Consider the following 13,389-nt stretch of genomic DNA (forward strand, 5'->3'; position numbering starts at 1 on the left):
CGCAGCGCCCGACCCTGCGGAGTCGGCGCCGACCAGGTCCGTCAGCGCATGTCCGTGAGGAGGGTGCGCAGTTCGGCCTCCTGGTGGGCCGACGACATCGGCGGGTTGGAGTGGTCGATGCCGAAGGTCTTCAGGACCTGGTCCATCTGGGCGTCGAGGAACGTCCATCCGGTGTTGTCCAGCGGCTGCAGCGAAGCCTGGTCGGCGTCCCAGAGGTCCCGCAGCGACTGGGCGGCCGTGTGGGCCCCGGTGGCGTTCCCGGACTGTGCGTCCCTGAGCGAGGTCGATGCGAGGGTCCGCAGCGCGTCGACCTTCGTGGCCGGGAACTTCTTCACGGCCTGGCCGGGGGCGAGGTGCACGGTGGAGGTGGCGTCCTCCTCCGGCGCCGGTCCGACGTGCGGCTGGTTGTGCGCCCAGACCAGCAGGCCCACGGTGGCGACGGCGAGGAGGCCGAAGCCCGCCAGCGCGGTGCGCTCCCTTTGCGGGTTGGCGGTGGTCTGCGGGGTGTGCGTGGCGTCGTAGGTCTCGATCACGTCGGAGCGCGTCACCGTCAGGTAGACGACGGTCGCCAGGATCAGGCCGAGGAAGATCAGACTGGTGGTGAAGGTGCCCAGCGCGAGGCCGGTCGGCTCGCCCGGCGCGGCGACCTTCGGGGAGGCGAGCCAGTCACCGATGTTGGCGCCCAGCGGGCGGGTCAGGATGTAGGCGAGCCAGAAGGACAGCACCGGGTTGGCGCCGAACTTCCACAGCAGCATGATCGCCGCGATGAGGCCGAGCGGCAGCAGGACCGAGACGCCCGGGCTCCAGCCGGTGAGTTCGAGGGTCCAGTCGCCGGTCGCGGTGCCGAGCGCGAAGGTGACCAGAACGGTGAGCCAGTAGAACGACTCGCGCGGCAGCGTGTTGACCGAGTGGATCGAGAGGGTGCGCTCGCGCAGCCACCACGCGCCGAAGACGACGGCGAGCAGGACCGAGAACACGGTGGTGCTGATCCACAGCGGCACGTTGAGCTGGTCGGTCAGGATGTCGGTGTACAGCGTGCCCGTGACACTGACGACGACCACGGTCAGCCAGTACGGGAACGGGACGTACCGCTTCAGCCGCAGCTGGACGCCCAGGACCACGACGAACACCGCGGTGAAGATCCAGGCCGTGTTCACCAGGCCGACGCCCAGCTTCATGTTGATCCAGTCGGCGAAGCTCTCACCGACGGTCGTGCACAGGATCTTGATCACCCAGAACCAGATGGTGACCTCGGGAACCTTGTTCAGCATCAGCCGCCCGCTGTGGCGTGTGCGGGCTTCGCTTGTCGTTGTCATGCAATGAGGTTGGTGTGGCCAACCTGCACACAACCTGACTACGCGATCGCCTCTGCCGTGGGGAAGGTCACCTCGACGCGACCGTGACCATCCGCGATCGCACGGACGGCCACGCCTGCGGACACGGCGAGCCGTTTTACCACCGCCAGCCCCAACCCGTGCCCGTCGCCGCTGGTCACGCCCGCTTCGAAGACCCGGTCGACCTCCGCCGGGTCGAACCCCGGGCCGTCGTCGAGGACATCGATCACGACCCCCTCGGGCTGGACGCGCGCCGTGACCCAGACGCGCGAACTCGCGTGCCGCAGGCCGTTCTCCAGCAGGGGTGACAGCACGGCCACGACGAGTTCGGCCGCCACGGCGACGTCGACGTCGGCCGGGACGGCGAGTTCGATGGAGCGACCGGCGATCGCCTGCCGCGCCGCCGCCCTGAGATCGCAACGGGTACCGCCGTCGATCCGTGTCCGGGCGGCACCGAGGATCGTGGTGATCGCCGAGTTCAGGCGGTCGACCTCGGTCAGAACGGACTCCGGTGCCACCTGTTGACCGGAGAGCTGCGCCAGCTGTGCCTCGCCCCGCAGGGCGGTCAGGGGCGTCCGCAACTCGTGGGCGATCTCGTCGGTGAGCCGGCGCTCGTCCGCGAGCGCGTTGTCCACGCGGTCGAGCAGGCGGTCGAGGGTTCGCCCGAGCTCCCCGAATTCGTCCCGGGGCACGCCGAGGTCGAATCGGCGCCCGGGTTCGTGATCGCCCCATTCGTCGGCGAGAGCCGCCATTTCGTGGACCACCCGCAACGCACGGCCCACCACGAGGTGCGCGACGACGCCTGCGAGCAGGATCGAGATGCCGCCCAGAACGAGCGACATCGTCAGGCTGCGCTGCTCCGACGTCTCGTACGGCGTCAGATCCACCCTCACGACCACCATGACCTGGTGGCCCTGCAGCCGGATCGGCTGGGCGTACAGAAGGTGACTGCCGACCGTGGTGGTCTGGGACTGCCCGGAGCCGACGAGCGTATCGACGCGTTCGAGGACGCTGCCCGGCACGATTCCGTCGATGAGGTGCCCGTCGGCGTACACCCACGAGACCGTGTCCAGCGCCTCGTTGCCGCCCTCGATCAGCACGACGTGGCCGCCGCGTACGGCGACGTTCGACGCGACCGCCTCCGCACGGGTGTGTGCCAGAGCGTTCGCGTCCGCGTCGGTCACCTGGCTCAGCAGCACGTGCGAGACCACCACCAGCACCGCGACCACCGCTGTCGCGATCAGAACCGCAAGGGCGACGACCCTCCCGCGGAAGCCCGTCACTCCCATCGATAGCCCACCCCACGGACCGTCGCCAGGCGGTCGGCCACGCCCAGCGCACCGAGTTTCGTCCGTAGCCGGCGAACGAAGGAGTCGAGGGTGTTGTCGCTGACCTGCGCGCCGTGCGGCCAGCCCGCGGCAACGAGGGCGTGGCGGCGTACCGCGTCGCCCTGCGAGGCGATGAGCCTGCCCAGCAGCCGGAACTCGGTCGGCGTGAGGCTCTCGCTCGTCGAACCGTGGGTCACGACATGTTTCGCCGGATCGAGAACGACACCTCTCGGTGGGGTCGGCGCGGTTGTTCTGCGGAGCAGGGCACGGACCCTCACCAGCAGCTCCGGGATGTCGAAAGGTTTGGTCAGGTAGTCGTCGGCTCCCGCCTCGAAGCCGCCCACCTTGTGATGCATGCCGTCCAGAGCGGTGAGCATCAGCACCGGGGCGTCGACGCCACGGGCGCGCAGCGCCAGGCAGACGTCGCGGCCGTCGGCGTCCGGGAGTCCCAGATCCAGGACGACCAGGTGAGGGACCGGCTCGAGCTGCCGCAGCAGGCTGTCCGCGGTGGAAGCGACTGCGACCGTATGGCCGTCGTGCTCGAGTGCCCGCTTGAGGACGTCACGGACCGCCGCGTCATCCTCACAGACCACAATGAAAGCCACAGGCTGACCCCAGGTACTCCGGCAACTGTTCTCTACTTTCCCCGGCCGGCGCCCTGGTGGTGCGCGACATCCGCCCGCGCCGCCCGGCGCCCGCGGTACACCTCGACGACGAGGGGGACCAGTGACACGACGACGATCAGTGCCACCAACGGGAGCAGGTAGCGGTCGACGTTGGGGATCGACGAACCGAGCGCGTACCCCGCGAGGGTGAGGCCGACGCTCCACACGAGCCCGCCGACGACCTGCCACAGGGTGAACGTCCGTACCGGCACCTCCAGCGCGCCCGCCACCGGATTGAGGACGGTGCGCACCACGGGCACGAAACGGGCCAGCACGACGGCCTTGGCATACCCGTAGCGCTCCAGGAGTTCCTCGGCGCGCCTCGCTCCCTCGTGCAGTCGCGGAGCGTGGCTGCGAGCCAGCAGCGCTCCGCCGGCCTTCCGCCCGAGCAGGTATCCGCACTGAGCCCCGGCCAGCGCGCCTGCCGCCGCCGCCACGAGCAGCGGGCCGAGAGACAGGTGCAGGCTGCCCTGCGCCGACCCGGTGCACAGCAGGCCGGCGGTGAACAGCAGGGAGTCGCCCGGCAGGAAGAACCCGACCAGCAGTCCTGTCTCGGCGAACATCACCACCGCGACGCCCAGCACGCCGAAGGCCGCCAGCAGGGAGTGGGCGTCGAGCACGTTCACAGCCAGCTGGGACGCCGCCGGAATCGGTGCCGTCATGGAGCAGGGTCCTTTCGGATGGATCGGTTCAGACAGACAACCAGCCGGCCGAAGCCTCGTGGACCGCTTCTGGAACCTGGGCGCCCGCCGGGAGCATCCGCTCCCGCACGTCACCCGGCGCGGCCGACGGCAGAAGGTCGGCACAGGCCGGAAGGCTGCCCGGCTCCTGCGATGCGCCCACCATACGCCCTACCTCTACGTGCTGTAGTAGGCGATCGGGAGCCGTACGGAATCTCACATTTCGCCGGGACGGCCGGGCGGGACGAGAGAGGCAACCGTCGGTCATATCATCCCCATGGCCGTCGTGACCAGGGACTTCGGCGAAGCGTTCAGGTTGTGGTCAGGTTGAACGCGCGGTAGTGAAATTCATGCACCAGAAGTTCCCAAGCGACGGTAAAGGGGCCGGGGGCAGCGGGAGACGGCCATGTCATCGTGCGCACCATGACCACAGACCGTCTCCTCGACGACCGCCCCCTCACCTCCGTGCGCGCCATGGCGAACAAGGTGCCGGAAGTGACCGCCTACTTCTGGATCATCAAGGTTCTCACCACCGGAATGGGCGAGACCGCGTCGGACCTGCTGGCCAAGGTCCTCGGCCCGGTGCCGGCGGTCGGCCTCGGAGCTCTCGCCCTGGCGCTCTCCCTGGCCGTGCAGTTCGCCGTGCGCCGTTACGTCGCCTGGGTCTACTGGACGGCCGTCGTCATGGTCAGCGTCTTCGGCACGATGGCCGCCGACGTGCTGCACGTCGGTCTCGGCGTGCCCTACATCGTGTCCACCCCGCTCTTCCTCGTCACGCTGGCCGCGGTCTTCGCCCTCTGGTACGCCGTCGAGCGCACCCTGTCCATCCACAGCATCACCACGCGCAGCCGGGAACTCTTCTACTGGGCCGCCGTCCTGGCCACCTTCGCCCTCGGCACCGCCGCCGGCGACCTCACCGCGACCGCCGGACTCGGCTACCTCGGCTCGGCCGTCCTCTTCGCCGTGGCGATCTGCGTGCCCGCAGTCGTCCACCGCTTCGGCATCCTGGCCGCCGTGCCCGCCTTCTGGACGGCGTACGTCATCACCCGCCCCCTGGGCGCATCCCTCGCGGACTGGATGGCACTCGGGCACAGCCGTGGCGGCCTCGGGTTCGGACTCGGTCCGGTCACCCTCGCCTGGACGGTCGCCATCGCCTGCTTCGTCGGCTACCTGGCCGTCTCACGCAGGGACACGTCCTACAACAAGTAGGAAACGGGCAGGTAGCCTGTACCCGACGACGGCGAGGGAAGGCGGACGGCGAGGTGACGGGCCAGGCAGACGAGGAAGCCCACGTGGGGTCCGGCAGGCGGGCGCGCGGCGAACTGGAGAGCGATGTGCTCGCCGCACTCTGGGCCGCCGGCGGTCCGCTCACCGCGCGGGAAGTCCGGGAACAGCTGCCGGGCGACCTCGCCTACACGACCGTACTCACCATCCTGTCCCGGTTGCATGACAAGGGCATGCTGGTGCGGCGCCGCGAGGGCCGTGGCTACGCCTACGAGCCGGCCCGCGACGAGGCGTCGCACACCGCCCAGCGCATGCACTCCCTGCTGACGGGTGGCTCCGACCGCCAGGCGGTGCTGGCCCGCTTCGTCTCGGAGCTGTCCGCACAGGACGAGCACCTGCTGCAGCAGCTGCTGGCCGGGCACGACGACGTGCCCCCCGAGAGCCGGCGTTCGCCCGGGAAGCGGTGAGCCGGTGCTGATCAGCGTCTACATCCCGTTCCTCGTCACGGCCGCGCTCGCCGTGCTCGCGCCGCCCGTGGCGCAGCGGCTGCCCCCGCGCCCGGCGGCCCTGGCGCTCGCCTGCGCTGCGGTGGTGACGGCGGCCGGATGGGCGGGGTCCCTCGCCCTGCTGGCCTTCACCGGAGTGGCGCAGATCCCGCAGATCGCCGAGGAAGGCCGCTGGTCCGTGTCCGCGCTGCGCTCCCAGGATCCCGTCTACGCCGTGGTCGCGGCCGTCAGCACCCTGGTGCTAGCGGTGTGTGTCGTGTCCCTCGGTGTGGCCGCCGTCCGGCAGGGCCGTCACCTGCTCCGGGCCCGGCGGGAGTGCGCCGGCCTGCCCGGACACACGGAGCTTGCCGTACTCGACGACGACGTCCCGCTGGCCTTCGCACTGCCTGGGTCACCGGGCCGGATCGTCGTCTCCCGGGGGATGCTGCGCCGCCTCGACGGCGCAGAGCGCGAGGCACTGCTCGCCCACGAGCGGGCGCATCTGCGCGGGCGTCACCACGTCTTCCAGAGCGTGTGGCGGCTCACGGCCGCCCTGAACCCGTTGCTGCGGCCGGTGGCCGTCGCGGGCAACTTCGTCCTGGAGCGCTGGGCCGACGAGGAGGCCGCCGAGCGGGTAGGTGACCGTACGGTCGTCGCCCACGCCGTGGGCCGCGCCGCCCTGGCATCCGCCGGTGCGTCCCGTACCGCCGCGCTGGCCGCGACCGGCGGGGTGGTGCCGCAACGGGTACGGGCCCTGCTGGCACCGCCGCCCGCCCGTCGCAGCCTGCCCTTGCTCGTGGGCGGTCTGCTGCTGGCCGTCTGCTGCGCGAGCCTGGCCAACGCCGCCTCGGACAGCGACCGCATGCTGGACAGCGCGCACTGGGCGCTGTGCAGCGCACAGGCCACTGCCACCACCACCGCCGCCGCGCCGGCCGGCCACGACGATGCCCCTGCGCACGGACCGGACGGCTGCTGTGCCGTCCCTGATCGTCCGGATCACGGAGAGCGGCACTTCTGACCTGCGGGGCGCCGGTCCTCTGCTGCCGGCCCCCTGATCCTGCCCGTTCCGGCCCGCCGCAAGAAGTTACGAGTTCACGCCGTCGGGCGGGTGGTCACAGTGGATCCCCGGCGGAAGCGGCCTGCCGGGCCGGCGCTGTGGTGGCGACGAGCTCGGCCGCCAGCAAGGGGCGCAGCGGCCCGTGGCTCAGGGAGCCGACCAGCGGGGTGGCCCAGCGGCTCAATGCCGCGCTGACGAGGAAGGCGACCGGGAGGGCGACTGCGGCGGAGCCGAGGACGTCGTGGGGGTAGTGGGCGCCGACGTAGACCCGGCTGAAGCCCTCCAGTACGGCGAACACGGCGGCGACGGCGCTCAGCCGGCGGTCGAGCAGGAAGAGCGCTGCCACGGTCGCGGCGGCGACGGTGGCGTGCCCGCTGGGGAAGGCGTAGTCCGAAGGTGCCGGGCAGGTGTCGACGAAGTAGGCGTGGGGCATCGACCGGCAGGGCCGCACCTCCGCGACGAGCTTCTTGACGACCTCGGCGGCGGCGAAGGCTGTCAGGACGGCGACCGGCGCGGCCAGCGCGACGGTCATCGCCCGCGGGCCACGGCGCCGTGCGGTCCACCAGCCGGCGATCATGAGGATGGCGAAGACTCCGAGACCAAGGTTGGTCCACACCTCCATGGGTGTGTTGAGCCACTTGGTGTCACGGGCGAAGTCGGTGACCGAGGTGAACAACGAGCCGTCGATGCCGGATCCGTCGAGGGCCGGTTGCGCGGTGGCGGCCGCGGCCATAGCGGGGGGTCCTTCCGTCCATGTGAGTGCGCCGAGTGCTCACGGGATGAGCGAGCGGCGATGGGGCCCGGGCTCTGTCACCGGTCGCCTCGCGCTTGCGAGGTGACGCTCGAATGACGTGGCGACGACGCCGGAGTGACCACCCGACTAATCTACTACATGTTGTAGATGCGAGTGGCGCGGGCCGTTCGCCGCACGGCGGGGACGACGCGGTTCGCCAGGTTCACCCGATCCCGGGAGCCGGCCGCCCGTCCGCCTGTCCGGCGCCGCGGGCTCACCGCCCGGGAAGGCGTCCGGTCACCGGCGTCGCGCCCGGCGAGTGCGCAGCCACGCGATGGCAGGAGGCAGCAACCCGGCGGCGACCACGGCCCCGATGGCAGGCGTGAGGTATGCCGTCCCGCGCCGCCCGCTCTCGCCGAGCGCGTAACCGGCAAGCACCAGCGACTGCGACCAGACGATGCCGGCCAGGGACTGCCACAGGGTGAAGGAGACAGCCGGCATGCCCAGCAGGCCGGCCGCCGGGTGGACCAGGGTGCGCACGACCGGGACGAACCGCCCCAGCAACACCGCCCGCCTGGGCCCGTAGCGCACGAACAGCGCCTCGGCCCGCCCGGTTCGGACCTCGCCGCGTCCGCGCAGCCGCACCGCCCGGCCGCCGCGCCGCCCCAGCCAGAAACCGGTCTGCGCGCCGGCGAGCGCACCCGCACCCGCGCATGTCAGCACCAGGGGCAGCGACAGCCGGGCCGCACCCAGCGCAGTGAGCGAGCACGCCAGCCCGGCCGGCAACAGCAGGGTGTCACCGGGCAGGAAAACGCCCACCACGGGCAGGGCGGTCTCGGCGAAGACCACGACCAGTACGGCCCACGCCCCGAACCTCGTCAGCATCGCCTGTGGATCCAGCGCCGCCGCAGCGGTCATGAGAGCTGACGCCATCGGCGCCCCTCCCTTCGGCGAACCACCATTACCTCTACATCTTGTAGTAACTTGACCGGCACCCATCGGGAGACCGGGGTCCGAGCCGCCGCCGAACACCCGCCCCGCGACGATCGTTTCCTAAGTTCTACATCATGTAGTAGCTTCCGTTCTCGGCACCACAGCGGTCGACTCGTGGCCCTGGCCCGCGCGCAGGCGCGGCCTCGGCCTGCCCGCAGCGCCGTCCGGGCCGGGGCATGCCCGGCGTGCCCCGTAGCCCATCAGGAGGCGATCCACCGTGGTCCACCCCGACGACCTGGTGCCGGAGTCGGCGCCCTCGCCGTCCGCCGCACCGCCGCAGGGCGGTGCCGGGCGGATCGCGATCATCTCGGCCGGTGTCGGCGCGGGACACGACGGTGCGGCCGCGGGGCTGGCGCAGCGGCTGACCGAGCACGGGTACCTGGTGGACCGGCACGACTTCCTCGACCTGCTGCCCACCGGTACGGGCCGGCTGCTGTGCGGTACCTACCACCGGATGCTGACCTGGATGCCGGACGGCTACCAGCGCCTGTACGCGGCCACCGACCGGGCCGCCCGCCCCGGCGCGCTGTGGCGGGCCCTGTTCCGCGCAGCCGAGCAGCGCACCCTGCGGGCGCTCGCGCCGGACACCCGCGCGGTCGTCTCGACCTACCCCGGCGCCAGCCAGGTCCTCGGTGCACTGCGCCGGCGCGGCAAGCTGACGGTGCCGGCCTTCACTTACCTCACCGACTTCTCCGTCCACGCCCTCTGGGTCGCCCCCGGCATCGACGCCCACCTGGCCGTGCACCCGGTGCCGGCGGCCCAGGCCCACGTACAGGGCGCGGCCGCCGCCACCGTCGTCGGTCCGGTCACCGATGCGCGCTTCACCCCCGCCACCGCCGGGCAACGGACCGCCGCCCGCGAGCGGTTCGCCCTGCCCGCGGACGCGCCCCTGGCCCTGCTGGTCGCCGGGTCGTGGGGCGTCGGACCGGTGCGACGGGCCGCCGCCGAGATACGGGAGACCGGGGTCGCGGTGCCCGTGGTGGTGTGCGGACGCAACGAGGCCCTCGTGGAGGAGTTGCGCGCCGACGGCATCACGCACGCGTTCGGCTGGGTGGACGACATGCCCGGGCTGATGCACGCCTGCGACGTCCTGGTACAGAACGCGGGCGGGCTGACCTCGCTGGAGGCGTTCGCCGCCGGGCTGCCGGTGGCCAGTTACCGCTGCATCCCCGGTCACGGCCAGACCAACGCGGACGCCCTGGACGAGGCGGGCCTGGCGGCCTGGGTCCGCGACCCGGCGGACCTCGGCCGGGTGCTGGCCGAGCTCCTCCACGGACCCCGCGGTCGGGCCCAGCGTGCGGTCGGACTCGACCTGCACCGCCTGGCCCCCGGACCGGTGACCGCCATCGCCGCCAGGACCGGGCCGCACCCCGCGCCGCACGCACAGCCCGTGGCGCGGCGCCTCGCCGGCCGACGGCGGGTCGCCCTGACGGCCGTGACCGTGGCGGCCACGGCCTGTCTGGGCGTCGCCGCCCCACTGGCCTACGCCTACAACGAGACGCCCGCCCGCTTCACGGCCGTCGCTCATTACCTGGACGGAGACGGTCGGTGACCCCGGCCCGTCTCGTCCGTGCCACGGCGCTCGCCTCCGCCGCGGCGGTGCCCGCGCTGGCGGCCTTGCACGCGGCACCCGTGATCTCCACGTTCGGGCCGCTGCGCAACGCGGCCATGCCGCGCCTGGCAGGGCGCGGCCGTCCCGATCACGTCGCGCTCACCTTCGACGACGGCCCCGACCACCTGTCCACCCCGCGCTTCCTGGAGTACCTCGACGCACGCGGGCTGCGGGCCACCTTCTTCCTGCTCGGCTCCATGCTGGCCCGCTCTCCCGGCCTGGCGAAGGAGATGGCCGCCGCCGGGCACGAGATCGCCGTCCACGGCTGGCACCACCGCCCGCTGCTGCTCCGCGGTCCCCGCGCCGCCTACGACGACCTCGCCCGCGCCCGCGACGCCGTGGCCGACGTCACCGGCAGGCCACCCGTGCTCTTCCGGCCGCCGTACGGGGTGATGAGCACCGCCGCCCATCTGGCCTGCCGGCGCCTCGGTATGACCCCGGTGCTGTGGACCTGCTGGGGCGAGGACTGGCGCAGGCGGGCCACCCGCCAGTCCGTCGAGCGCACCGTTCTGACCGACCTGCGCGGTGGCGGCACCATCCTGCTGCACGACTCCGACTGCACCTCCGCCACCGGCTCCTGGCGCACCACTCTCGCCGCCCTTCCCCGCATCCTCGACACCTGCCAGGAACGCGGCTGGCAGGTCGGCCCCCTGCGCGAACACGGCGTCCCCGGCCTGCCCCGCGGGTGAACGCCGCCTGAGCCACGCTCTCGGCCTCGGACGACGCGACGGCTCAGGGCCGGCCGCGGACGCCTGCCGGCGCGGGTGTGCTGCCCGTCGGCGTGGGTGTGGGTGAGGTTCCGCCGCCGGTCGTGCCGCCGAGGAGGCCGCCGCCGGTACCGGCGGTGGTTCCTGCGGTGTCGGTCGGACTCGGGCTGACACAGTGCTTCCCGTGCCCGTGGCACGGTGCGGTGGTGGGGGTCGGAGTGGCCGGCACGGTCGGGGTGGCCGGGGGTGTGCTCTGGGTCGCGGTGGCGGAGGGGGTGGGTGAGGGCGCGCCGAGTTCGTCCGTGGACTGGCCGAGCGCGGGTGCGGGCGGGAACTGCTGGACGGGCTGCCCCTGGAGGGCGGCGGTCATGTAGCCGGTCCACACCTCGGTGGGCATGTCGGCGCCGAAGACCTTGGCGTAGCCGCCGACGCCCTGCATCGACTGGAGGCCGGCGTTCTTCGGGTCCTCCTTGAACATGCTCACGGCCGTGGTCAGTTGCGGGGTGTAGCCGATGAACCAGGCGGACTTGTAGTCGTCGGTCGTACCGGTCTTGCCGGCGGCCGGGCGGCCCAGGGCCTGGGCGTTGGTGCCGGTGCCGTTCTTGACGACACCTCGCAGGACGTCGGTCACGGTGTCGGCGGTCGAGGCGGGCATGGCCATGGTGCCCTTGGGCTTGTCGAAACCGGCCAGCTGCCGGCCGTCGGCGACGACCTTGGTCACCGAGTACGGCTCGTGCTGGACCCCGCCGTCGTCGAAGGTGGCGTACACGTCCGCCATCCGGATCGCCGACGGTGTGGAGGTACCTATGTAGAAGCCCGGGGTGTCGTACTGCAGGCTCGTGTGCAGGAGGCCCGCCTTCAGGGCCTCGCTCTCCACGTTGTCGTAGCCGACGTACTCGCCGAGCTGGACGTAGGGGGTGTTGACCGACTGCTCCATCGCCTTGCGCAGGGTGATGTATCCCCACTTCGTGGACACGTCGTTGCGCTGGTGCAGGAGACCGGTGGGGTCGTTCGAGTCCGGCAGCTCCTGGCCCTGCTGGTTCTTGATGGTGATGCCGTCGTCGCCGTCGAACTTCGAGGCCGGGGTGACCGGTGAGGGCGGCTGCCCCGGGGAGAGGACGGCGCCGTGGTCGAGGGCGGCGGCCAGGTCGACGGGCTTGAAGGTGGAGCCGACCGGCACACCGGTCGCGTCCGCGTTGTCCGTCCAGTGCCCCTTGTTCCAGCCGGCCCCGCCGTACAGCGCCACGATCGCGCCGGTGGACGGATCGATCGACGCCGCGCCGACCTGGACGTCCTTGTCGGCGGAGCGGTGCTGCGGATCGAGATGCTTGCGCTCCATCGCCGCGACGGACGCCGACAGGGCGCTGACCCTCTTCTTGTCGAAGGTGGTGTAGATCTGGTAGCCGCCGTGGCCCAGCTGCTGGTCCGTGAGGGACGTGTGGGCCTTCACGTACTTCTCCGCGGCCTGCACCAGGTACCCGGTCTGCCCGGCCATGCCCGCCGACGGTGCGTACGGCTTGGGCGTGGGGAAGCCCGCCGCGAGGTACCGCTGTTCCTGGGCGTCGGTGATCTTGTGGATCTTGGCCATCCGGGCCAGCACGTACGTCCAGCGGGCCTTGGCCTGGGCCTTGGCCTGCGGGTCGGTGTCGGCGTGCATCAGCAGGCTCGGCTCGTTGACCGTGGCGGCGATGAAGGCCCCCTGGCTGACGTTCAGCTGGAAGGCGTGCACGTGGTAGTAGGTACGGGCCGCGGCCTCGATGCCGTAGGCGTCCCGGCCGTAGTAGCAGGTGTTGAGGTAGCCCTGCAGGATCTGCTGCTTGGACAGCTGGCCGCCGATCTTCAGGGAGATCATGATCTCCCTGAGCTTACGGGTGACCGACTGGTCCTGGCTGAGGTAGGTGTTCTTCACGAACTGCTGGGTGATGGTGGACCCCGACTGCACCTCACCTCCCGTGGCCATGTGGTACACGGCCCGGAGCATGCCCTGCGTGTCGACGCCCGGATCGGAGTAGAAGGTCGCGTTCTCCGCCGCGAGGAAGTCCCACTGCACCAGCTTCGGCACCTGGGCGAGGTCGACGTTCTGCCGGTTGGTGGCCCCCTGGGTGGTCATCACCGAGCCGTCCGACCAGTAGTAGGTGTTGCTCTGCGCCTGGGTGCTGGGGTTCGCGCTGGGAATGGTCGTCGTGGCGTAGGCGTAGCCGAACAGCCCCACCAGACAGCCGACGAACAGCAGGAAGGTGCCGGACACCAGCTTCCACGACGGCAGCCACCGCCGGACACCGCGTCGTCCGGCGCGCGGGTAGTCGATCAGGCTCCGCCGACCGGGCCGTGCGACGTTCGCATGCCGGGTGCCGGCGGCTCGGCGGCCGCGCCCGCCCCGGGACTGCGCAGCCCTGCGCGCCGCGGCCCGGCCACCGCCGTGCATGCCGTCGGGGCCGGACGGTGTGGTCCTCCCCGACGATCGGCGCCGGTGTTCGCTCATTCTCGCCACTCCTCAGTCGGTGCCCCCCCACCTACTCCTACATGTTGTAAGAGTAAGCTGCTCGCGCACCGCGCATGCAGCCGCCCCCC

At 71.7% G+C, this 13,389-nt stretch carries 12 protein-coding genes; 5 read left to right on the forward strand and 7 right to left on the reverse strand.

The features are described 5' to 3' along the window. Positions 1 to 41 precede the first annotated feature (41 nt). Genes ACFY0K_RS22245 through ACFY0K_RS22260 form a run of 4 tightly spaced genes read right to left on the reverse strand, consistent with a single transcriptional unit; the run spans position 42 to position 3,989 of the window. The gene (locus ACFY0K_RS22245; protein ID WP_390641278.1) at positions 42 to 1,316 is read right to left on the reverse strand and encodes a hypothetical protein; all 1,275 of its coding nucleotides are present in this window, start codon (positions 1,314 to 1,316) and stop codon (positions 42 to 44) included. Positions 1,317 to 1,354: 38 nt separating this feature from the next. Beyond that, entirely contained in the window at positions 1,355 to 2,623 is a 1,269-nt protein-coding gene (locus ACFY0K_RS22250) for a sensor histidine kinase (protein ID WP_390641279.1), read from the reverse strand. Beyond that, positions 2,614 to 3,267: a response regulator transcription factor gene (locus ACFY0K_RS22255; RefSeq protein WP_351958660.1), complete on the reverse strand. Its 654-nt coding sequence runs from the start codon at positions 3,265 to 3,267 to the stop codon at positions 2,614 to 2,616. The genes ACFY0K_RS22250 and ACFY0K_RS22255 overlap by 10 nt, the downstream gene beginning before the upstream one ends. Before the next feature lie 32 nt (positions 3,268 to 3,299). Continuing rightward, positions 3,300 to 3,989, reverse strand: coding sequence for a DedA family protein (locus ACFY0K_RS22260; protein ID WP_390641280.1), 690 nt, complete (start codon positions 3,987 to 3,989; stop codon positions 3,300 to 3,302). Positions 3,990 to 4,430: 441 nt separating this feature from the next. Here ACFY0K_RS22260 and ACFY0K_RS22265 point away from each other — a divergent pair, with 441 nt between their 5' ends. From ACFY0K_RS22265 to ACFY0K_RS22275, 3 genes are all read left to right on the forward strand, one after another. Next, entirely contained in the window at positions 4,431 to 5,216 is a 786-nt protein-coding gene (locus tag ACFY0K_RS22265; RefSeq protein ID WP_390641281.1) for a hypothetical protein, read from the forward strand. Between the two features lie 83 nt (positions 5,217 to 5,299). Continuing rightward, entirely contained in the window at positions 5,300 to 5,698 is a 399-nt protein-coding gene (locus tag ACFY0K_RS22270; RefSeq protein WP_390641282.1) for a BlaI/MecI/CopY family transcriptional regulator, read from the forward strand. A gap of 4 nt (positions 5,699 to 5,702) precedes the next feature. Then, positions 5,703 to 6,734 (forward strand): M56 family metallopeptidase, encoded by a 1,032-nt coding sequence (locus tag ACFY0K_RS22275; protein ID WP_390641283.1) that lies wholly within the window; start codon positions 5,703 to 5,705, stop codon positions 6,732 to 6,734. Between the two features lie 94 nt (positions 6,735 to 6,828). Here ACFY0K_RS22275 and ACFY0K_RS22280 read toward each other — a convergent pair whose 3' ends face one another. Further along, entirely contained in the window at positions 6,829 to 7,506 is a 678-nt protein-coding gene (locus ACFY0K_RS22280) for a phosphatase PAP2 family protein (protein WP_390641284.1), read from the reverse strand. A gap of 297 nt (positions 7,507 to 7,803) precedes the next feature. Next, entirely contained in the window at positions 7,804 to 8,439 is a 636-nt protein-coding gene (locus tag ACFY0K_RS22285; protein WP_390641285.1) for a DedA family protein, read from the reverse strand. A 277-nt stretch (positions 8,440 to 8,716) separates the two neighbouring features. On the opposite strand from ACFY0K_RS22285, the gene ACFY0K_RS22290 reads away from it, so the two are divergent. Then, positions 8,717 to 10,051, forward strand: a complete 1,335-nt coding sequence (locus tag ACFY0K_RS22290; RefSeq protein WP_390641286.1) for a glycosyltransferase — start codon at positions 8,717 to 8,719, stop codon at positions 10,049 to 10,051. After that, positions 10,048 to 10,800 carry a polysaccharide deacetylase family protein gene (locus ACFY0K_RS22295; RefSeq protein WP_390641287.1) on the forward strand — a complete coding sequence of 251 codons (753 nt, stop codon included), beginning with the start codon at positions 10,048 to 10,050 and terminating at the stop codon, positions 10,798 to 10,800. Before ACFY0K_RS22290 ends, ACFY0K_RS22295 begins: the two co-directional genes overlap by 4 nt. A gap of 43 nt (positions 10,801 to 10,843) precedes the next feature. On the opposite strand, the gene ACFY0K_RS22300 is transcribed toward ACFY0K_RS22295, so the two are convergent. Continuing rightward, entirely contained in the window at positions 10,844 to 13,300 is a 2,457-nt protein-coding gene (locus ACFY0K_RS22300; RefSeq protein WP_390641288.1) for a transglycosylase domain-containing protein, read from the reverse strand. Positions 13,301 to 13,389 lie beyond the last annotated feature (89 nt).

Source organism: Streptomyces sp. NPDC001507 (assembly GCF_042894765.1).
Taxonomy (GTDB): Bacteria; Actinomycetota; Actinomycetes; order Streptomycetales; family Streptomycetaceae; genus Streptomyces.

Bases quoted from the DNA above. Each gene is read 5' to 3' on its own strand.
- ACFY0K_RS22250 (WP_390641279.1), bottom strand. From the start codon at position 2,623: ATGGGAGTGACGGGCTTCCGCGGGAGGGTCGTCGCCCTTGCGGTTCTG.
- ACFY0K_RS22300 (WP_390641288.1), bottom strand. From the start codon at position 13,300: ATGAGCGAACACCGGCGCCGATCGTCGGGGAGGACCACACCGTCCGGC.
- ACFY0K_RS22285 (WP_390641285.1), bottom strand. From the start codon at position 8,439: ATGGCGTCAGCTCTCATGACCGCTGCGGCGGCGCTGGATCCACAGGCG.
- ACFY0K_RS22245 (WP_390641278.1), bottom strand. From the start codon at position 1,316: ATGACAACGACAAGCGAAGCCCGCACACGCCACAGCGGGCGGCTGATG.
- ACFY0K_RS22265 (WP_390641281.1), top strand. From the start codon at position 4,431: ATGACCACAGACCGTCTCCTCGACGACCGCCCCCTCACCTCCGTGCGC.
- ACFY0K_RS22260 (WP_390641280.1), bottom strand. From the start codon at position 3,989: ATGACGGCACCGATTCCGGCGGCGTCCCAGCTGGCTGTGAACGTGCTC.
- ACFY0K_RS22280 (WP_390641284.1), bottom strand. From the start codon at position 7,506: ATGGCCGCGGCCGCCACCGCGCAACCGGCCCTCGACGGATCCGGCATC.